The 22063-nt window shown below is 72.8% G+C and carries 7 protein-coding genes (1 of these 7 running past the window's edge); all 7 read right to left on the bottom strand.

The window, feature by feature from the left end; translation table 11 throughout:
• Positions 1 to 10: 10 nt before the first annotated feature.
• Tightly spaced (each overlapping or abutting the next), the 7 genes in view from ACYQ78_RS10665 to ACYQ78_RS10635 form a layout consistent with a single transcriptional unit that may run on beyond the window.
• A complete protein-coding gene (locus tag ACYQ78_RS10665; protein WP_459800603.1) occupies positions 11 to 883 on the bottom strand; it encodes an ABC transporter permease in 873 nt (290 codons plus the stop codon).
• A complete protein-coding gene (locus ACYQ78_RS10660) occupies positions 876 to 1715 on the bottom strand; it encodes an ABC transporter ATP-binding protein (protein WP_459800602.1) in 840 nt (279 codons plus the stop codon). Before ACYQ78_RS10660 ends, ACYQ78_RS10665 begins: the two co-directional genes overlap by 8 nt.
• Positions 1712 to 2896 carry a M20/M25/M40 family metallo-hydrolase gene (locus tag ACYQ78_RS10655; protein ID WP_459800601.1) on the bottom strand — a complete coding sequence of 395 codons (1185 nt, stop codon included), beginning with the start codon at positions 2894 to 2896 and terminating at the stop codon, positions 1712 to 1714. Before ACYQ78_RS10655 ends, ACYQ78_RS10660 begins: the two co-directional genes overlap by 4 nt.
• On the bottom strand, positions 2890 to 3852 hold the full coding sequence (locus tag ACYQ78_RS10650) for an ornithine carbamoyltransferase (protein WP_459800600.1): 963 nt from the start codon (positions 3850 to 3852) through the stop codon (positions 2890 to 2892). Before ACYQ78_RS10650 ends, ACYQ78_RS10655 begins: the two co-directional genes overlap by 7 nt.
• Positions 3839 to 11116 carry an amino acid adenylation domain-containing protein gene (locus ACYQ78_RS10645; RefSeq protein WP_459800599.1) on the bottom strand — a complete coding sequence of 2426 codons (7278 nt, stop codon included), beginning with the start codon at positions 11114 to 11116 and terminating at the stop codon, positions 3839 to 3841. Before ACYQ78_RS10645 ends, ACYQ78_RS10650 begins: the two co-directional genes overlap by 14 nt.
• Positions 11116 to 14307: a non-ribosomal peptide synthetase gene (locus tag ACYQ78_RS10640; RefSeq protein ID WP_459800598.1), complete on the bottom strand. Its 3192-nt coding sequence runs from the start codon at positions 14305 to 14307 to the stop codon at positions 11116 to 11118. The genes ACYQ78_RS10645 and ACYQ78_RS10640 overlap by 1 nt, the downstream gene beginning before the upstream one ends.
• Positions 14304 to 22063: the 3' portion of an amino acid adenylation domain-containing protein gene (locus ACYQ78_RS10635; protein WP_459800597.1), read on the bottom strand. It continues 1573 nt past the right edge of the window; 7760 of the gene's 9333 nt are visible here — the last part of the coding sequence; its start codon lies beyond the right edge, outside the window; its stop codon occupies positions 14304 to 14306. Before ACYQ78_RS10635 ends, ACYQ78_RS10640 begins: the two co-directional genes overlap by 4 nt.

The following is a 22063-nucleotide window of genomic DNA, read 5'->3' as shown; positions in this document are numbered from 1 at the left end:
GCGCGGGACGTCACTTCGTGCGGTTGTCGCGCCAGCGGAAGGTCAGCAGGCACAGCACCAGGCCGCCGATCATCCAGGCCGCCAGGACCAGCGCGACCTTCCCCAGCTCATAGCTCCCCGCCACTTCGAGGACGGCGGCCTCGGGCCCGAGGAACACCGACCGCATCCCCTGGCAGAGCCACTTCAGCGGGAAGACCGCGGACACGTTCAGCAGCCAGTCGGGCACGTCGGTGTGCGGGATGAAGGTCCCCGAGATGAACTGGAGCACCACGAACGGCAGGGTGATCACCGCGGTCGCGCTGCGCGCCGACCGGGGGACGCTGCTGGCGGCGATGCCCAGCATGGTCATCGCCGCCAGGCCCATGACGAACACCCACGTGAAGGTGAACCAGGTCCCGACGGTCGACGGCAGCTGGAGGTCGTAGAAGGCGACGCCGATGGCGAGCAGGATGGCGATCTGGATGACCGCCACGACGAAGACGCTGCCGACCTTGCCGATGAAGTAGGCGCTCGGCGGCATCGGGGTGGCGGCCAGGCGCCGTAACCCGCCCAGGTCCCGCTCGACCGCGATGGCGATGCCGAGGTTCTGGAAGCTGACGGCCATGATGCCCGTGCCGATGAGACCCGCCGCGTACACCTGCGAGACGGTGACGTTCAGGCCGTTGTAGCGGGTCGTGAAGATCGAGCCCAGGATGATGAGCATCACGACGGCGATGGAGAAGACGAAGGCGATCTGGTCGCGTTCGCGGAAGAACATCTTGGTCTCGAGGACGGCGCGGCCGAGGCCGAGGCGGACGGCTCGGGCCGGTTCCATGCGGGGGAGCCGTGCGGGTGGGCGGCTGCTCGACGGCTCTGCCGCGGTGAGGGTGGCGGGCTCACTCATTCTCGGCTCCGATCAGTTGGAGGTAGACGTCTTCGAGGGTGGGGCGGGTGACGGTGAGCCCGGGGATCTCGCCGTGGGTGCCGTAGAGGTCGGCGATCGCCTGGGCGGGGGTGGCGGTTTCGAGGGACTGGGGGCCGTCTTCGCCGATCCACTGGACGGTGCTGACGGCGGTGGCCCGGCCGCCGAGGGTCTTGGGGGTGCCTTCGGCGACGATGGTGCCGCGCGCGATGACGGCGATGCGGTCGGCGAGGGTCTCGACCTCGTCGAGATAGTGGCTGGTCAGCAGGATGGTGGTGCCGTCGTGGGCGAGGCCGAGAATGAGGTCGGCGAACTTGCGGCGGGCCTCCGGGTCGAGGCCGGTGGTGGGTTCGTCCAGGAAGAGGAGTTCGGGGTCGCCGATGATGCCGAGGGCGACGTCGAGGCGGCGGCGCTGGCCGCCGGACAGGTGGTAGACCTTCTTGCCGGCGTGTTCGGTGAGGCCGACCTGGTCGATGACCTGCTCGGGGTCGCGGGGGTGCTGGTAGTAGGTGGCGAAGTTGCGGGTGATCTCGGCGACGCTGAGTTCGGGGGCGTCGGCGGTGCTCTGCCAGACGACGCCGATGCGGTCGCGCCAGGAGTTGGGGGCGCGGCCGGGGTCGGCGCCGAGGACGTCGACCTCGCCGCCGTCGCGGTCCCGGTAGCCCTCGAGGATCTCGACGGTGGTGGTCTTGCCGGCTCCGTTGGGGCCGAGCAGGCCGAACACCTCGCCTCGCTGGATGTCGAGGTCGATGCCGTCCACTGCGATGGTCTTGCCGTAGCGCTTCTGTAGTCCTCTGACCCGTACGGCGGTCATTGCCGTTCTCCTCTCGTGGTGTGCCAAGCGATCACCGTGTCGAGCAGGGCTTGGCAGCCGAGCACGAGCTGACGGTCGGGGGTGTGCTCGGCCGGGGCGTGGCTGATGCCCGCGGTGCTGGGGACGAAGAGCATGGCGGTGGGGACGTGCCTGCTCAGGACGCCGGCGTCGTGCCCGGCGAAACTCATCAGATGCGTGGTCGGGGCTCCGAGTGCCGCGCACACCCCGGCGAGGAGTTCGCGCAGGCCGGGGTCGAAGCGGGCTTCCGGTTTGCTGGACAGCGGGGTGACGGTGGCCGTGCAGCGTTCGGCGCGGGCGGCGTCGTCGGCGCACGCCGACAGCTGCGCGGCGGCGTGGTCGAGGGCGGCCCGGGTGGCGGCGCGGAACTCGACGACGAGACGGGCCTGACCAGGCACGACGTTGGGCGCGCCCGGTTGGACGTCGACGCAGCCGACGTTGGCGACCATGCCCGGGTCGGTGCCGGCGGCGATGTCACGGGCGGCCAGGAGCGTGCGGGCGGCGGCCCGGCCCGCGTCGGCGCGCCGGTCGGTGGGGGTGGTGCCGGCGTGGTTGGTCTCGCCGGTGAGGGTGACGGTGTGGCGGTCGATGCCGACGATGCCGTCCACGACGGCGAGGTCGATTCCGGCCGCTTCCATCCGGGGGCCCTGCTCGATGTGGGGTTCGAGGAAGGCGGCGACGCGGGTGACGTCGTCTCCGGCGCAGAAGGCGGTGGAGCCCGTGAGGCCGCCGGTGGAGGTGGGGGCGGCGCCCTCTTCGTCCCAGAAACTGACGATGTCGAGGCTCCGGGCGGCCGGGTGGCCGTGTTCGTGCAGGGTGCGCAGCGTTTCGAGCGCGGCGAGCACGCCGTAGGCGCCGTCGAGCCTGCCCCCGCCGGGGACGGTGTCGGTGTGCGACCCGGCGAGGAGGCGCTCGTGGGGCGCCGCGCCGGGGGCGCGGCCGAAGATGTTGCCGGTGGGGTCGCGCCAGGTGACGCACCCCGCCTCGGCGATGCGGGCGCCGAGCCAGTCGCGGGCGGCGTGGTCGGCGGCCGACCCGGCGACCCGGTCGACGCCGCCGTCGAGGCGTCCGCCGATGGCCGCGAGGCGGGTGATGTCGGCGAGGAGCCGTTCGCCGCGGATGGTGACCTTCTGGTCGAGGTGGAGTCCGGGGGTGGTCACCATGCGCCGCCCGCCCATTCGAGCACGGCCATCGCGCTGTGGAGCTTGTGGTGGGCCTGGGTGAAGGCGAGGCTGCGCGGCCCGTCGAGGACGTCGGCGGTGACCTCTTCGCCGCGGTGGGCGGGCAGGTCGTGCAGGAAGACGGCGTCCGGGTAGCGGGCCATGAGGTGCTCGTCGACCCGGAAAGGGGCGAAGATCCGCCGCCAGTCGGGGTCGGGTTTGGTGGTGCCGGTGGTCTGCCAGCGGGTGGTGTAGACGACGTCGACGTCGGCGGGGAGGTCGTCCATGTCGTGGCGTTCGGTGAGGATCGCGCCGGTGTCGGCGGCCTGGATGGCGGCGACCTGCGCGGTGTCGGCCGGGAGGCCGTAGCCGGGCGGGGTGCGCAGGTGGAGCTCGGCGCCCGGGTAGCGGGTCAGGGCCAGCGCGAGCGCGGTGGCGGTGTTGTTGCCCTCGCCGACGTAAAGCACCCTCAATCCGGCGACGCCGCCGAAGTGGGCGTGGAGCGTGGTGAGGTCGGCGAGCGCCTGGGTGGGGTGTTCCTCCGCGCTCATGGCGTTGACCACGGCCATGCCCGGGTGGGCGAGCGCGGCCATGTCGGCGACGGGCCCGGCGGTGCGCACGACGAGCAGGTCGAGCATCCCGCTCAGGACCCGCCCGGTGTCCTCAAGGGTCTCACCGGTGTTGACCTGGAGGTCGCCGGGTCCATAGGAGATGAGCCCGGCGCCGAGCCGCAGGGCCGCGCTGGAGAAGGCGGTCCGGGTGCGGGTGGAGGTGCGGGTGAAGTAGATCCCCGCGACGCGCCCGCGCAGCGTGTCGGTGAGGTCCGGGTCGCGCGCCGCGAGGCGCTCGGCCATCGTGCGGGCGCGGGTGACGAGGTGGTCGAGGTCGGGGGCGGGCAGGTCGCCCAGGGTGAGCAGGTTGCGCGGCCGGGTCGCCAGTGCGGCGTCAGTGGTCGTCATGGGTCACCTCACTGGTGATGCGGGCGAGCGTGTCGACGTAGGGCGGGTGGAACAGCCCTCGGTGGCTGCTCCCGAGGCGGCTGACGGCGAGCCCGCCGAGCGCGAGCTCACGCCAGCGGGCGAGATAGTCGGGGTAGGGCAGGTGTCCGGTGACGCTGTGCTGTCCGCTCGCGGCGTCGTCACTGGCGATCAGCGTGACGCGGAGCGGGAGTGGGGTGAAGCGGTAGGCGGCGGTGGCGGCGTCGAGGGTGCGCCAGAGGCGGATCTCGTCGGTGAGCGAGGTCAGGTCGTCGCGCCGGGCGGCGATGCCGAGATCGTTGAGCAGGCGCTGGGCGCGGTAGCCGGTGAGGCCGCGGGCGAGGCGGTTGGTGCCGGGGTGGGCGAGCAGGTGTTCCAGCTCGTCGAACGTGGCGGCGCCGACGTCGCTGCCGGGGAGGTCGGTCATCGGGTCGGCGAGGGTGAGCCTGGGGGGTCGGCCCTGGGCGATGAGGCGGCGGGCGAGCTCCCAGGCGATGACGCTGCCGGAGGACCAGGCGAACAGGTGGGGCTTCCCTGCGGGGAGGTGGCGCAGGTAGTGGTCGGCGAGGGCGGCGATATCGGCGGCCGTGTCCAGGTCGGGCACGGCGAATGCCGCCACCGGGGCCGTGAGCCGCTCGGCGAGCGGCAGGTACCAGTGGGAGCTTCCGCCGGCCGGGTGGACCGTGATCAGGGGGGCGCCTTCGCCGGTGGTGAGGGGGAACAGCGGGCTGTCGGTGGTGGGGGCGGCGATGCGGGCGGCGATGGCGCGCAGAGTGCGGAGCTCAAGGATGTCGGCGGCGCGTAGTGGGATGCCCTGCTCGGTGGCCAGGCCTACCGCGCGGAGCATCAGGAGGGAGTGGCCGCCCAGGTCGAAGAAGTCGTCTTCGGCGCCGATGTCCCGCTTGAAGATCGCCTGCCAGATCGCGGCGAGGGCTTGCTCGGTGGGAGTCTCCGGCGAAACGGCGTGGGTCCGGGTCAGCGGCGTGGGAGAGGGCAGAGCGGCCCGGTCGAGCTTCCCGCCGGACGTGACGGGAATGGCGTCGATCATGACGATCCGCCAGGGAACCTGCGGCGCGGGCAGCCGTTCCCGCAACCAGGCGAGCAGATCCTCCTCCTGAGCTTCTCCCGGCGTGGTGTCCTCTTCACGCCCTATGCGCCGTTCGTCCCTGGTGGTTGAGGCGGGTGCAGGTCGCTCATCGTCTGCTCCGGCGATCCGTGCAGGGTGCGATGTCTGGTCAGAAGCGGGTTCTTTTACGGCTCCCGCCCACCCTTCTGGCGACCTCGGTGCCGGAGCCAGTTCGGCAGACACCGCATAGGCCACGAGGTGCCCGTCCACGGGAATGGCCACGGCGGCCCGGACCGCAGGGTGGGTCGCCAGGAGCGCGGCGGTCTCGCCGGGTTCCACTCGGTGGCCCCGGATCTTCACCTGGTCGTCGGTGCGCCCGATGAGGTCGAGGTCGCCCGATTCCAGAACGCGCCCGAGGTCACCTGTCCGGTACATCCGGGATCCGGGTGGCCCATCCGGGTCCGGGACAAAGCGTTCGGCGGTCAGGGCTGCCCGCCCCCGATACCCCCTTGCGACCCCGGCACCCCCGATGACGACCTCACCCGGAACGCCCTGAGGCGTGGCGTGGAACCACTGGTCGACCACGCGAACCGTGGCACCCTGCATCGGCCGCCCGATCGGCACCCGCTCTCCGCCCCCCAGTTCGGCGGGAGCGGCGGCGGTGTGGACGGCGCAGGCGACGGTGGCCTCGGTGGGGCCGTATTCGTTGACGATCACCGATCCGGGGGAGGCGGCCAGCCAGCGTCGGGCCAACGAGGTGGTGAGGGTCTCGCCACCGACCAGCCATGTCGTGGGCTCGTGCGAGGTGGTGGCGAGGATCTCCAGGTGAGAGGGGGTGAGCTTGACGAACCCGTAGGGCGCCCCGTCGGCGAGAAGCTTGCCGAGGTCCTCGGGTCGGTCGGGGAGGATATGAACACGCTCACCCGCGACCAGCGGAACGAAGAGCGACGTAACCGCCATGTCATAGGCGGGCGAGGAGATCAGCGGAGCCGACCCCCGAGCCGCCGCTGTCCGGATATATCCCCATAGGTTGCGGTGACTGACCTCCACCCCCTTCGGCCGCCCGGTGGACCCCGAAGTGAAGATCACATAAGCGAGCGTCCCGGGCTCGACCTCCACCGGATCGACCGGCCCCGCCTCGCGCCATGCCGACACGGGAAACACCAGCGCGCCCTCCGAAGCAGGGAGATCGCCGAGAACGGCGACGGCCCCCGCATCGGCCAGGACACCCGCGACTCGCCGGGCAGGCCAAGCGGGGTCGATAGGGAGGTAAGCGGCTCCGGCGTACCAGACGCCGAGGAGCGCGGCCACGAGGTCCGGCCCACGCCCGAGCCGCACGCCGACGACCTTCTCGGGCCCCGCACCCGCCGCCGCGAGCAACCCCGCCACATGCCGCGCCCGCTCATGTAGTTGTGCGTAGGTGACGGCCTCGGCCCCTCCCTCTGCGACCGAGACCGCCACGGCATCGGGGGTCCGGAGCACCTGTATCGCGATCGACGCGGGCACCGAGCCCCGCCAGTCCGGCAGGGTGCTCCGAACACTTTCTTCCTCCACGCCCGGGACCATCACGGCGCCGGAGGTCTGCGGCACTCGGGCAGTGCTAGCGCTGAGCCTTGAAGCGTGCCCGCTCGACGGGGTGCTCTCAGTGGGCAGCGCCTCCGCCTTTGCTGCGATGGCGCCTGCTGCCTCGGGTGGGAAGCAGGGGGCCAGGGGGTCGCCTTCGGGGTCGGTGGCCATGGCGGTGATGACGGTTCGGTAGGCGGCGGCCAGGCGGGTGGCGTGGTGAGGGGTCAGGGCGCGGCGGTGGGTGGTGAGGGTGAGGACGCCGTTGGAGGTGGTGACCATCAAAGGGAACTCGTTGGGGACCTCGCCGACGCTCTCGCCCAGGTCGACGACCTCCGCGTCGACCATGTGGAAGTCGAGGTAGTTGAAGAACGCCGGGAGCAGGTCCCGGCCGTCGCCCCAGCGGCGGGACATCTCCGGCAGCGGGAAGCGCCGGTGCGGCCACAGAGTCACCTCGGTGGCGAAGACCTCGCGTACCAGATCCCGCCAGGTCCCGGCCCGCAGTGTGAACGGGAAGGGGACCATGTTCAGGAACATGCCGTGGACGCGGTCCGCTCCGGCCACCTCGGGGCGGGCGTCGACCAGCAGGCCCGTGTGGAAGGCGGTGTCGGGGGTGCAGGCGGCCAGGACCCTGAGGTGGGCCGCGAGCATGACGCTCTTCAGCGGCACCTGTGCGGTGGCGGCCAGGCGGAGCAGGCCCTCGTAGGCGTCGAGCAGGTCGACGTGCACCTGGTCGACCTCGTCGCCGGCCGTCGGGTCGCCCCAGGCGTCGGGGATGTCCCAGCGGTGGTGCCGCGCCAGGACACCGGCCCAGTGGGCCTGGTCGTCGGGCGAGTCGAGGGCGGCCAGCTCGGCGGCGACGAAGTCCGCGTGCCGGACCGTGACGGCCTCCTCGTCGCCCGGCGGGTCGCCCGTCACCAACTCCATCAGCAACGCATGGTGGCTCCAGCCTTCGACGATGACGTGGTGGAGGGTCATCCACAGCCGCCAGCGGTCGTCGGACTCGATCTGGACCGTCAGGCGCATCAGCGGCGCCGCCGGCAACTCGACGTCGGTCGCGCGTTCCCGCGACAGGCGGGTCTCGACGGCGGACGCGCGGGCCTCCGGGGGCAGGTCGCGCAGGTCCTCCACCTCGATCGGGAGGGTCGCGGTCGCGTGCACGAGCTGGAGCGGGGTCGAATATCCGGCCAGGTGGACCGAGGTGCGGAGGTTCTCGTGGCGTCGCGTCGCCGTCTCGGCCGCAGCGCGCAGGGCCGTCTCGTCGAAGGCGCCCTGGACGGAGAAGCCGATCACGTCGTGGTAGTGGCGCCGGTCCGGGTGGAGGAGCGACTGGTAGACCATGCCGGCCTGGATCTGCGACAGCGGATAGGCGTCGGTGACGCCCTCCGGCAGGCGGGCCTTGTCGTCGGGGGAGATCAGGGCGAAGGGCTCGACGGGTGATGGCTGCTCGGCGGCGGGGCGTTCGTCGGCCAAGGCGGCGAGGCGGGCGACGGTGCGGCGTTCGAACAGGTCCCGGACGGCCACGTCGAATCCGGCGGCGCGCAGCTCGCCGATGAGGGCGACCGCGCGCAGGGAGTCGCCACCGGCCTCGAAGAAGTCTTCGTCGACGCCGCCGCGTCCGACGGCCCGGGTCCAGGCGGCCAGCATCAGGGCCTCGGTCCGTGTGCGAGGGGCGCCCGCTTCGGCGACCTCCGGCGGCTCCGGTGCGGGGAGGGCGCGGCGGTCGACCTTGCCGTTCGGGGTGAGCGGCAGGTCGGGCACGGTGACGAACAGCGCCGGGACCATGTACGACGGAAGAGTCCGCGCGCAATGGTCGCGCAGGTCGACGGCGTCGGATCGCAGGACCACGTAGGCGACCAGCCGGGCGTCGTGGACCAGCACGGCGGCTCCCGCGACCGACGGGTGGCGGGTCAGGGCCGCCTCCACCTCGCCCGGTTCGATGCGGTGGCCGCGCAGGGCGAGCTGGTCGTCGACCCGGCCCAGGAACTCCAGCATCCCGTCGGCGCGGTGGCGGGCGCGGTCGCCCGATCGGTAGCGGCGGGAGCCCGGCGGGCCGTGCGGGTCGGGGACGAACCGTTCGGCGGTCAGGGCCGGGCGGCCGAGGTAGCCACGGGCGACGCCCGCGCCGCCGACGTGCAGGTCACCGGCGACGCCGGGGGCGCCGGGGTCACCGTAGGCGTCGATGACGACCGCGCTCAGGTCGTCCAGGGGAAGGCCGATCCGGCTGCCCGCGCCCTCCTCGGTGCCGGTGACGTCGCAGGCGGTGACGTGGACGGTCGTCTCGGTGATGCCGTACATGTTGACCAGCCGGGGGCCGCCGGTCCCGAACCGGGCGAACCACGGCGCGAGGGCGGCGGTGCCGAGCCGTTCGCCGCCGAAGACGACCAGGCGGAGCGCCAGGCCGATGAGCCGGGGGTCGTCCCGCCCGGCCGCCGCGACGAGCCCGCCGAACGCCGACGGTGTCTGGTTGAGCACGGTCACCCGCTCCGACCCCAGCAGGTCCAGCAGTTCGTCGGGGAGCCGCGCCACGTCGGAGGGCACCACGACGACCCGCCCACCGGTCGCCAGCGCACCCCAGACCTCCCACACCGAGAAGTCGAACGCGGCCGAGTGACAGCACGACCACACGTCTTCCGAGGTGAACCCGAACGGGCCCTCGGTGACGGCGAGCAGCCGGGCCACGTTCCGATGCGTGACCACGACACCCTTGGGCGCCCCTGTCGATCCGGAGGTGTAGATCACGTAGGCGGCCGAGTCGAGATCCGGCCCGGAAAGATCCGGAAAACGGGGAGCCGGTTCCGGATCCATGATGTCGAGCACGGGGTGGCCCGGGAAACGGGTGGCAAGATCCGTGTCGGTGATCACGAGGCGGGTGCTCGCGTCGGCGACGATCGCGTGCAGGCGGGCGTCGGGGTGCGTCGGGTCCAGCGGGACGTAGGCGGCGCCAGCTCGCCACACTCCCAACAGCGCCGGAACGAGTAACGGTCCTCGGGGGAGGCATACCGCCACCCGGTCCTCCGGACCGATCCCCGCCGAGCGCAGTCGGGCCGCCACGCTCTCGGCCTGCTCAACCAGGTCGCCGTAGCTCAGGGAGACGCCCCCGGCGGTGACCGCGATCGCCTCTGGGTGCGTGGTGGCGTACAGAAGGATTCGGGACGGGACCGAAGTCAGGTCCCGCACCTCCGAAGGGGCCGGGACCGGCACGGCGGTGTGGGTGACGACGGAGACCGGCCGGGCCGGGTCGGCGGCGACCTCGGTGAGGATTCGGGTCAGCGAAGAGACCAGGCGTTCGGCTGTCGTGTGGTCGAACAGGGCTGTCGCGTAGTCGAGGACGCCCGACAGGCCCCCCGAGGCGGTCTCCTCGAAGTGGAGGTTGAGGTCGAACTTGGCGACCGCGCTCTCGGTCAGCAGGGTCTCGGCGGTCAGGATGCCGTAGTCGCCTGCGCCGGACTCCTCGTTGTGCAGGCCGAACATCACCTGGAACAGCGGGTGACGGGACATGTCGCGGCCGGGCTCCAGGTCGTCGACCAGGCGCTCGAACGGGACTTCCTGGTGGTCGAGGGCGTCCAGGACGGCGGAGCGGGTGTCGCCCAGCACCTCGGTGAAGGCGGGGTCGCCGTGCCACGTCGCCCTGATCACCAGGGTGTTCACGGTGAAGCCGATGACGCGGGCGAGTTCGGGGCGGGTGCGTCCGGCGACGGGGGTGCCGATGGCGATGTCCCGCTGGCCGGTCAGCCGCGACAGCAACGTCTGGAAGGCGGTCAGCAGGACCATGAACAGCGTCGCCTGATGGTCGCGGCCGACCTTCCGGAGGCGTTCGGCCAGCCACGGCGGCACCGTGAACTCGATCTTCGCTCCGGCCCAGTCGCGCACCGCCGGTCGGGGGCGGTCGGTGGGGAGGTCCAGGGGGCGAAGTCCGGCCAGGCGCTCGTGCCAGTAGGTCAGCTCGCGGTCGAGCGCGCCGCCCGCGGCGAGGCGGTCGCGCTGCCAGGCGGCGTAGTCGGCGTATTGGACCGGCAGCTCGGGCAACCCCGAAGCCGGGTCGGGCTCGCCCAGGGCGAAGCCCAGATACAGGGCGGGCCACTCCGCGTCGATGACGCCCAGCGACCAGCCGTCGAAGGCGATGTGGTGGTAGACGGTGATCATCACGTGGTCGTTCTCGCCCAGGGTCACCAGCCAGACCCGCAAGGGCCAGTCGCGGTCCAACGCGAACGGGGTCGCGGCCTCGCGTTCGAAGATCTCCATCGCGGCGGGCAGCCGCTCGTCCTCCGGCAGGGCCGACAGGTCGGTCTCGCGGACCTCCAGCGGTCCCGGAGGGTCGATGACCTGGGTGTCGTCGACGTAGCGGGTGCGCAGGACCTCGTGGCGGGCGACCATCGCCTCCCATGCCCTCACCACTGCGGCCGGCGACAGGTCGCCGCGCAGGCGCATCGCCATCGGCACCAGGTATTCGGGGCTCGACGGGTCGAACAGGTGCAGCAGCCACAGCCGCCGCTGGCCGAACGACAGCGGCAGCGGCGCCGACCGGTCGGCCGGGGGGATGCCCTGGCGGCGGCGCCGGGTGCCGGCCAGCCGCCGCCGGATCAGCTCCTCGCGCAGGTCCGCGTCGACGGTCATCAGAGTTCCTCGCGGGCGAGTTCGGCGTGCAGCTCGTCGTGGGTCATGCGCTCGATCTCGGCCCGTACGGCCTCCTCGACCTCCACCGCGAGCGCGGCGACCGTGGGGCCGGCGAAGAAGACGCGGAACGGCAGGTCGATCTCGAAGGCGTCGCGGAGGCTGCCGATCATGCGGATGGCGCTGATCGAGTCGCCGCCGGAGGCGAAGAAGTCGTCGTGGGCGCCCGGTTCGCCGCCGCCGAGGACCTCCGCCCACAGGTCGGCGACGACCTGCTCGGTCTCGGTCTCCGGTGCGCGTGACGTCGGGCCGGCCGACGGGTCGGGGACGGGCAGTTTGGCGGTGTCGACCTTGCCGTGCGGGGTGAGCGGGATGGTGTCCACGGCGACGAACGCCGACGGGACCATGTATTCGGGCAGCCTCGCGCGGCAGTGCGCGAGCAGGTCGTCGAAGGTGGCCTCGCCGGTGGCGTAGGCGTGCAGGCGCTGGTCGCGGGCGACCACGACGGCGTCCCTGACCAGCGGATGTTCCCGCAGCACGGCGGCGATCTCGCCGGGCTCGATGCGGTGGCCGCGGATCTTGACCTGGTCGTCGACCCGGCCCCGGAACTCCATCACACCGCCGACCAGGGCGACCAGGTCACCGGTCCGGTAGAGGCGGCCACCGCCGGGGGCGGGCACGAACCGTTCGGCCGTCAGGCCGGGTCGGCCCAGGTACCCACGGGCCAGGTGGGGGCCCGCGATGACCAGTTCGCCTTCGACCCCCGGCGGGACCGGCCGCAGTTCCTCGTCGACGACCGACGCGGTCACGCCAGGAAGGGGGATGCCGATCGGGACGGTCTCGGTGTCGGGGCCGAGCTCGGTGACGTACTGGCGCAGGCAGCCGACGGTCGCCTCGGTGGGGCCGTACTCGTTGATGAGCGGGCTGTCCGGGTCGAGGGCGCGCCAGGCGCGGACGCGGGCGTAGGGGAGGGCCTGGCCGCCGAGCACGTAGGCGCCGCTGAGGTTCGACGCCTCCTCCGGGCTGAGCTGGTGGGTGAGGAGTTCCAGGTGGGAGGGGGTGAGGTCGATGAAGGCGTGCGGGCCGCAGGCGGTCAGGGCACGGCCGAGGTCGGCGAGGTCGACGTCGTCGGGGACCATCGCGACGTGCCTGCCGTTGGTCAGCGCGGGCCACAGGCTCGGCACCGAGATGTCGAAGGCGACCGACAGGAACAGCGGCACCCCGCCCTCGCCCCGGTGGTATCCGGCGGAGTGCCTCACGTAGTCGGCCAGCGCGTCGTGCTTGATCATCACGCCCTTGGGGCGGCCGGTGGAGCCGGAGGTGTAGATGACGTAGGCGAGCCCGTCGGGGTCGTGGACGGCCGGTTCTTCGACGAGCCCCGGTTCCAGGCTCGGGACGTCCACGACCGTCAGGCCCGGCGTACCGGACAGGTCGTCGGTGACCGGTTCGCAGAGCACCACCGACGCGCCCGCGTCGGCGAGCATCAGCCGCCGCCGCTCCACCGGGAAGACGGGGTCCATCGGCAGGTAGGCCGCCCCGGCCAGCCAGCAGCCGAGCAGCGCCGGCATCAGGTTCTCGTGACGGCCCAGGTTGACCCCGACGACGCTCTCCGGGCCCTGGTGAAGCACTCGCAGAGCGTGAGCCACTCGACCAGCGCGTTCGATCAGCTCCTTGTACGTCAACCTCCCGCCAGGAAAGGTCACGGCGGTGGCGTCCGGGGTCTGCCGGGCCTGCGCCACGACCGCGTCCGGCACCAGCAGGTCGGGCGGGTCGGCGGCGACCTCCAGGGTGGAGACCTCACCGGGGCCGAAGATCGGGGCCAGCGCCACGACCGCCCGGGGGTCGGCGGCGACCAGGTCGAGCAGCCGGACGTACCGGGCGGCCATCGCGTCGATCGTCGGCCGGTCGAAGATCTCGGTCGCGAACTCCAGCCGCCCCAGCAGCGAGCCGTCCGCGACGTCCTCCACGTAGCCGCTCAGATCGAACTTGGCCACGGGGGAGTCGGGGACGACCTGGGTGGCGTCCAGTTCGTCCAGGCCGACCCGAAGTGAGTCGTCGGTCTGCGAGCCGAACATGACGTCGAACAGCGGCATCCGCGACGGGTCGCGCTCCGGCTGGAGCTCCTCGACGAGCTGCTCGAAGGGCAGGTCCTGGTTGTCGAGCGACCCCAGCACCGCCTCGCGGGTCAGGTCGACCAGGGTGTGGAAGTCGGCGTCCGGGGTCCAGCCGGTCCGCACGACCAGCGTGTTCACCATGAAGCCGACCATGTGGTCGACCTCCGGACGGGTCCGCCCGCACACCACCGTCCCGACGACGACGTCCCGCGTCGAGCAGTGCCGCCCCAGCAGACCCTGGAAGGCGGCCAGCAGCACCATGTAGAGACTGGCGTCGTGCTCCTTCGCCAGCGTGCGCAGCCGTTCGGCGGTCTCGGCGCCGACCCGGAACGGGACCGTGCCGCCCGTGCCGCCGCGCAGTGCGGGGCGGGGCCGGTCGAGCGGCAGCCGCAGCCGGGGGATCCCGTCGAGCCGCTCGCGCCAGTAGCCGAGGATCTGCTCGCGCAGGTCGCCGGTGAGGCGCTCACGCTGCCAGACGGCGAAGTCGGCATATTGGATCGGCAGGTCGGGCAGGGTCGCGGGCACCCCCGCGCTGATCGCCGAATAGAGCAGGCCGAACTCCTCGCCGAGGACGCCGTTGGACCAGGCGTCGCAGGCGATGTGGTGCAGCACGATCACCAGCAGATATCCGCCCTCGCGCAGGTGGGCCAGCCGCACCCGCACCGGCCAGTCGCGGTCGAGCGCGAACGGGGTGCGGGACGCCTCCTCCGACCAGGCCAGCGCTTCTTCCTCGGACAGGTCGCGGAGTTCGAAGTCGATCTCGCCCGTCTCGTCGACGACCTGCATCGGCTCCTGGCCGACCAGCACGTACCGGGTGCGCAGCGCCTCGTGCCGGTCGGCGAGGGCCTGCCAGGCGGCGCGGACCACCTCGGGGTCCAGCGACTCGGGCATCCGCATCACCGTCGGCACCAGGTATTCGGCGCCGTCGTGGTCGAGCCGGTCGAGCACCCACAGGCGGCGCTGCCCGAACGACAACGGCAGCGGCCCGCCGCGCGGCACCCGCGGGATCGTCTGGCGGCGGCCGGTCGTGCCGCCCGCCAGCCGGGCCTGGATCAGTTCCTCACGGACGGCGTCGGTCATGGTGTGCTGCCTTTCTGACGCTGCGCCTCGACGGCGACCTCGGCATCGGTGAGCCCCGCGACCTCGGCGCGGATCGCCTCTTCCACCGCGCGGGCCAGCCCGGCGACGGAGGGGTGTTCGAACACGGTCCGGAAGGCCAGCTCGACCTCGAAGACCTCCTGGACGCGGGCCAGCAGCCGCACCGCCAGGATCGAGTGGCCGCCGAGCCGGAAGAAGTCGTCGTGCACCCCGAACTCGGCGGTCTCGAGCAGGTCGCCCCAGATCCCGGCCAGCAGCCGCTCGGCGGCGGTGCCCGGTGGCGTGCGGGTCACGGCCGCCGCCGGGGCGGGGAGTGCGCGCAGGTCCGTTTTGCCGCCGTGGGTGAGCGGGATCGCCGCGACCGGGATCACCCGCCAGGGCACGAGCGGGGCGGGCAGCCGTTCCCTGAGCCGGCCGATGAGCGCGTCCTCGTCGAAGCCCTCTTCCGCCGGTACGACATAAGCGACCAACCGGCCTTCGCGGGCGACCACCACGGCGTCCTTGACCGACTCGGCCAGCGTGGCCGCGACCTCGCCCGGTTCCACGCGGTGACCGCGGATCTTCACCTGGTCGTCGGTGCGGCCGATCAGGTCAAGGTCGCCCGTGTCCAGGACCCGGCCCAGGTCGCCGGTCCGGTACATGCGCGAGCCCGGCGGGCCGTAGGGATCGGGGACGAACCGGTCTGCCGTCAGCGCCGGGCGGCCGTGGTAGCCACGGGCGACACCCGGGCCGCCGATCATGACCTCGCCGGGGGTGCCGGGCGCGCAGGGGTCGAGCCAGAGGTCGAGCACCCGTACCGACGCGCCCGCGATCGTCTTTCCGACCGGCACCCGGGGGCCCTGCTCGGCGCCCGCGGCGTGGATGGTGCAGGCGACGGTGGCCTCGGTGGGGCCGTACTCGTTGATGATCTTGGGCCAGCGTGCGGCCAGGGCGGAGGTGAGGGTCTCGCCGCCGACCACGACGTGTCCTGCCTCGGGCAGGTCACCTGATGGGGAGGCCAGGAGCGCCTCCAGGTGGCCCGGGGTCAGTTTGACGAAGCCGTAGGGGCCGCCCTGGGTGAGGAGCCTGCCGAGCGAGGCGAGGTCCAGGTCGGCGGGGAGCAGCCTGACCCGGCCGCCCGCCACCAGCGGGGCGAACAGGGTGGTGACGGCCAGGTCGTAGGCCGGTGAGGTGAGGACTGCGGAACCTCGCGCGGCGTCGTAGCGGGGGGCGGCGTCGCGCAGGTAGGCGGCCAGCGACCGGTGGGAGACCGCCACACCCTTCGGGCGGCCGGTGGAGCCGGAGGTGGCGATGACGTAGGCGAGGGTGTCCGGGTCGACACGCACCGGTTCGATTTCCGGGCCCTCGACCTGCTCGTCGAGCACGATCCTCACCCGCATGTCCTCGACCAGCGCGGCCCGGCGCAGTGGCGGCCACGACGGGTCGAGCGGCAGGTAGGCGGCCCCGGCGTACCAGACGCCGAGCAGCGCGGCGAGGAGGTGCGGCCCGCGCCCGAGGCAGACGCCGACGACGTCTTCGGGTCCGGCGCCCTCGGCCCGCAGGTGGCCCGCCACCCGGCGGGCCATCAGATCCAGTTCCTTGTACGAGATCGCGGTGCCATCAGGAGCGATCACGGCGACCGCATCGGGAGCGGCGGCGACCTGCGCGGCGATGGCCTCCGGCGTGGTCTCCCACATGGCGGCCTCGACCTGCGCGGCCTTCCGGAGTCCGGCGGGGGCTACCGGGATCGCCAGGCGGGAGAGGCGGATCGACGGGTCGGCGGCGATCTCGGCCAGCGCCTGGAGGAAGCGGGCGGTCAGGCGTTCGGCGGTGGTGCGGTCGAACAGGGCGGTGGCGAACTCCAGCAGGCCGGTCAGGGTGTCGCCGTGGTCGTCGAGGTGCAGGGTGAGGTCGAACTTGGCGACGGCGCCGTCCAGGACGACCGGCTCCCCCTGCGGGCGGTCGACGTGGTCGAGGGCGAACATGACGTCGAACAGCGGGTTCCTCGACAGGTCGCGGTCGGGCGACAGCGCCTCGACGAGCGTCTCGAACGGGACGTCCTGGTGCGCCAGCGCCCCCGCGACCGTCTCCTTCGCCAGGCGCAGCACATCGGTGAACGCGGGATCGCCGCGCAGGTCGCCCCGGATGAGCAGGGTGTTGACCGTGCAGCCGACCATCCCGGCGAGGTCGGGGTGGTCCCGCCCGGCCACGGGGGTGCCGAGCGGGACGTCGAGGGCCCCCGTCTGGCGGGCCAGCACCATCTGCGCGGCCGCCAGGGTGGTGACGAACATCGTGGTGCCGTGCGCACGGGCGATCTCCCTCAGCCGTTCGCCGACCTCGTCCGGCACCGCGAAGGTGACCGTGTCACCGGCCCAATCGCGGATGGCGGGCCGGGGCCGGTCGGTGGCCAGCGGCAGGGGTTCCAGCCCCGCCAGGTGCTCGCGCCAGTAGCCGAGCGGGCCCTCGGTGACCCAGGCGGCGTAGTCGGCGTACTGGACCGGGGCCGGGCCGGGGTCGTCGCCGAGGTAGAGGGCGGTGAACTCGCGCTGCAGCACACCGGTCGACCAGCCGTCGCACGCGATGTGGTGCAGGACCGCGACCAGCAGGTGGTCGTCGGGGCCGAGCTCGATCAGCCTCACGCGGATCGGCCATTCGGCGGCCAGATCGAACGGCTGCCGGGCGACGGCCAGCGCGGATTCTTCCGATCCGGTGGTCGCCGTGAAGTCGATCGGGCCGGCCGGGTCGACGATCTGGCGGGGTTCACCGTCGACGACGGCGTATCGGGTGCGGAGGATCTCGTGCCGCGCGACCAGCCGCTCCCACGCCTCGCGGACCCTCGCCGGGTCGAGGACGCCGCGCAGCCGGACCGCCATCGGGACCAGGTACTCGGGGCTGCCCGGGTTCAGCCGGTCCAGCATCCAGAGGCGCCGCTGCGCCGCCGACAGCGACACCGGTCCGGTACGGGGCGTGGCCGGGATCGGCTGCGGCCCGGAGGCCTCGGCGACCAGGCGGGCGACGCCCTCGACGGTCGGCCGGTCGAACACCGCGCGCATCGGCAGCGAGACCCCGAACGCCTCCCGCAACCGGGAGACCATCCGGACCACCATGATCGAATGGCCACCGAGCGCGAAGAAGTCGTCGGTGACACCCGGCTCGGCACCGAGCAGCCCCGCCCAGACTTCGGCCACCCGCCGCTCGACCTCGGTGCGCGGCGCGACCGACACCCGCTCCCCGGCCGATCCCGGAAGGGGAAGCGCCTTGCGGTCGACCTTGCCGTTGGAGTTCAGCGGAACGGCCGCGATGGCGATGGCGTGCGCCGGGACGAGATAGTCGGGCAACCGCTCCCGGCACCAGTCGAGCAGCGTGACCTCATCGGTCCCGGCCTCGGTGGGCACCCAGTAGGCCACCAGGCGTTCGTCCCTGGCCAGGACGATCGCCTCGTGCACGCCCGGGTGTGCCGTCAACACGGCCTGGACCTCGCCCGGTTCGATGCGGTAGCCGCGGATCTTGATCTGGTCGTCGGCGCGGCCGAGGAAGTCGACGTCGCCGTTGTCGCGGACCGACGCCAGGTCGCCCGTCCGGTAGAGGCGGTCGCCGGGAACGCCGTAGGGGTCGGGGACGAAGCGCTCGGCGGTCCGGCCCGGCATCGCGTGGTAGCCCCGGGCGACGCCCGCGCCGCCGATGTAGATCTCGCCCACCACGCCGGACGCGACCGGTTCGAGCTGGCGGTCCAGGACGTACATGGTGGTGTTGGGGATCGGGACGCCGATCGGGACGACCTCGCCCGGGACCGGGCCGTCGATGGCGTAGGTGCTGTTGGCGACCGAGATCTCCGTCGGGCCGTACTCGTTGAGGGTGCGGGTGTCGCCGCCGACGGCCTGCCAGCGGTCGAGGATGCCGGTCGGGAAGGCGTCGGCGCCGATGGCCAGCAGCTCGGTCAGCGCGGCGGCCCGGTCGGCGTCGAGCTGGTGGGTGAGGAGCTCGACGTGGCCGGGCGTGAGCTTCACGAAGCTGTACGGCCCCCCGTCGGCCAGTAGCCCGCCCAGCTCGCCCGGCTCCACGCGGGGTGGCAGCAGGTGCACCCGCTGGCCCAGCATCAGCGGCACGAAGATGTTCGGCACCACCATGTCGAACGCCACCGACGAGAACAGCGGCGCCCCGCCGACTCCGTGCGCGGCGTACCGCTCGACACCCCACCACAGGTAGTTGGCCAGCCCCCGATGCCCGATCAGCACGCCCTTCGGGCGCCCGGTCGACCCCGAGGTGTACATGATGTACGCCAGCCCTTCGAGGTCGGGCGCCCCCGGCGGGCGGGTCGACGGCGCGTCCTCCCAGGTCTTCGCGGTCAGCACGGTGCCCTCGAAGACCGAGGCCAGCGCCGTCGCGTGCTCGGGATCGGCGAGGGTGACCAGGGCGCCGGCGTCGGCCAGCACGTTCCCCCAGCGGTCGGCCGGGTGGGCGGGCTCCAGCGGCGTGTAGGCCGCTCCGGCCTTCCACGCGCCGAGCATCCCGGCCACCAGGTCGGGGCCGCGCTCCAGGCACAGGCCCACCACGGTCTCCGGTCCGGCGCCGTGGGCGCGCAGCGCGTGCGCGATCCGGTTGGCGCGGGCGTCGAGTTCGGCGTAGGTGAGGGAGCGGCCGTCCCAGGTGGTGACGGCCTCGGCGCCCGGCAGCAGGCGGGCGGTCTCCTCGAACACCTCCAGCACGGTGACCGGCGGGCGCGGCAGCTCGGGCGGCCCCTGGAGCAGCCGCTCCTTCTCACCCGGGGCGAGGTAGGAGGCCAAGGCGTCGCCGCAGGGGTCGGCGGCCATCGCGTCCAAAACGGCCTCATACCAGGCGGCCAGGCGTTCGGCCTGGTCGCGGGCGAGCACGTCGGGGCTGGAGGTGAGGGTTAGCAGCCCGGCCAGGACGGTCACCGACAGGGGGAACTCGTTCGGGCTGACGTCGACGCTGCCCGTCAGGTCGACCAGATCGGTGTCGACGACGGTGAAGTCGAGATAGTTGAAGTAGACCTCGACGAGCTGGCGTCCACCCGCGAACCGCTGTTGCGTCTCGGGCAGCGGGAAGCGGCGGTGCGGCCACATCGCGGTCTCCGCCGCGAACACCTCGCGGACCAGCCCGCGCCAGTCGGCCGCGCTTGGCGCGTGCGGGAACGGGACGGTGTTGATGAACATCCCGGCCAGCCGGTCGGCGCCGTCCACCTCGGGCCGGGTGTCGCAGACCAGCCCGGTGTGGAAGGCGCGCTCGTGCGTCAGCCCCGACATGACCTTCAGGTGCGCCGCCAGCAGCACACTCTTCAACGGCACGCCCGCCGCCGAGGCCAGCCGCCGCAGCCCGGCGTCCTGCCCGAAGAGCGGAATCGAGATCTTGTACGGTGCCCGCCCGCCCTCCGGATCCCGCCAGGCGGCCGGAAGGGCCAGCGTCGAGTGCCCGTCGACCACCTCACGCCAGTAGTCCCGCGCCTCCGGGTCGGCGACGGTGGCCAGCTCGGCCGCGACGAAGTCGGCGTACCGCACGGGCGGCGGATCGGCGGCGGGCACCTCCCGCCCGTCGCGGACCGCCCGGTAGAGGGTGAGCAGCTCCATCAGCAGCGAGTGGTAGCTCCAGCCTTCGAGGATGGCGTGACACTCGGTCAGCGACAGCCGCCACGTGCGCGAGCCCGTGCGATGGGCCGCCAGCCGCAGCAACGGCGGCACCAGCAGGTCGAAGGGCGTCGCCCGCTCGGCGTCGAGGAACGCGGTCAGTTCGTCGTCACCGTTGAGGGAGCCGACGTGGACGGGCATGACGGCGGTGGCGTGCACCCGCTGGAGCGGCCGGTCGGCCCCGGCCAGGTCGATCGACGTGCGCAGCACCTCGTGCCGGGCGACCAGCAGGTCGGCGGCCCGACGGAGCGCGGTCTCGTCGAGGGGGGCGTCGTCGGTGATGCTGAAGCTCGTGACGTTGTGGTAGCTGCCGCGTTCGGCGTCGGCGAGCATCTCGTACACCATGCCGGCCTGGATCCGCGACAGCGGATAGGCGTCGACGACCCCGACTGGCGCTGCCTCACCCGGTTCGAGCAGCGCGAACGGCGCCACCGAGACGTGCGGCGCGGCGGCGGTGCGCCCGGCGGCGCGGACCGCCAGCGCGGCGACGGTCCGGTCCTCGAACACGTCCCTGACCGCGACGTCGAACCCCTCCGCGCGCAGCGCCCCGACCAGCGCGACCGCCCTGACGGAGTCACCGCCCAGCTCGAAGAAGTCGTCCCCGACCCCGACGACCCGCTGCCCCAGCACCCGCTCCCAGACCGTGGTCATGCGCCGCTCGGTCGCCGTGACGGGCGGTTCGGCGGCGCTTCTGCGGGCGGCGCCCGGGGCGGGCAGCGCGGCGATGTCGAGCTTGCCGGTGGAGGTCAGCGGCAGACCGGCCACCGTCTCGATCGCCGACGGGACCATGTAGGGCGGGAGCACGTGGCGCAGGTGCGCGCGGAGTTCCTCCGGATCGGTGCCCGACACGACGTAGGCGACCAGGCGGCGATGGCCCGGGGTGTCCTCACGGGCGATGACGGCCGCGTCGGCGACCTCCGGGTGGGCGATGAGCGCGGCCCTGACCTCGCCCGGTTCGATCCGGTAGCCCCGGATCTTCACCTGCTGGTCGGCCCGCCCGGCGAACCGCAGCTCGCCGTCGGGGGTCCAGCGCGCGAGGTCCCCGGAGCGGTAGACGCGCTTTCCCGCCGTGTACGGATCGGGGGTGAAACGGTCGGCCGTCAGCGCCGGGCGTCCCAGATAGCCACGCGCGACACCGGCGCCGCCGACGTAGAGCTCGCCGATGACACCGGGTGGGGCGAGGTCGCCGAAGACATCGACGACATAGGTGCGCATGTCGTCGAGAGGCCGTCCGATCGGGCTGCCCACGTCGGCCGGGGTGACGACGCGTCGGGTGACATGGACGGTGGTCTCGGTGATCCCGTACATGTTGACCAGCTCGACGCCCGGCCAGTGCGGCAGCGTGGCGGCGTCGAGGCGTTCTCCGCCGAAGACGACCATCCGCAGCGCGGGCGGCGGCACCGGCATCGCGACCTGGAGCCCGGCGAAGGCGGTCGGCGTCTGGTTGAGCACAGTGACGCCTTGTTCGGCTACCAGCGTGGCCAGCGCCTCGGGGTCACGGGCCACGTCGTGCGGCACCACGACGAGCCGCCCGCCGTGGGCGAGCGCACCCCACATCTCCCAGACGGAGAAGTCGAACGCGGGGGAGTGACACATGGCCCACACGTCGTCCGGCCCGAACCCGAAACGGTCCCGATCGGCGGTGACGAGCCGCCCAAGGTTGCGATGGGCGACCTCGACCCCCTTGGGGCGCCCGGTGGACCCGGAGGTGTAGATGACGTACGCGAGCCGGTCCACCGTGGGCTCGGTGGCGGGCGCGGTTCCGGGGGTCTCGACGGTGATCGAGATCCCGGCGATCGGAGTGGGCCTGGCCTTGGGACGGGCGGGATCGAGAACGGCTCCCGCGTTCACGTCCATCCGGGCGAGCCGGACCTCGGGACGGACGAGATCGAGGGTGATCACGATCCCCGCGTCCTCGGCGATCCCGGCGAGCCTGGCCTCGGGATGGCCGGGGTCGAGGGGGACGTAGGCGGCACCGGACTTCGCGACCGCGAGCAGCGCCGTCACCAGGTCGGCGCCGCGCGGGAGCCGGACCCCCACCCGGACCTCGGGCCCCGCGCCCTCGGCCCGCAGCCGGTGGGCCAGCGCGTCGGCGCGTGCGTTGAGGCCGGCGTAGG

Source organism: Herbidospora sp. RD11066, from assembly GCF_054661255.1.
This window is presented reverse-complemented; position numbering and strand designations above follow the sequence as displayed.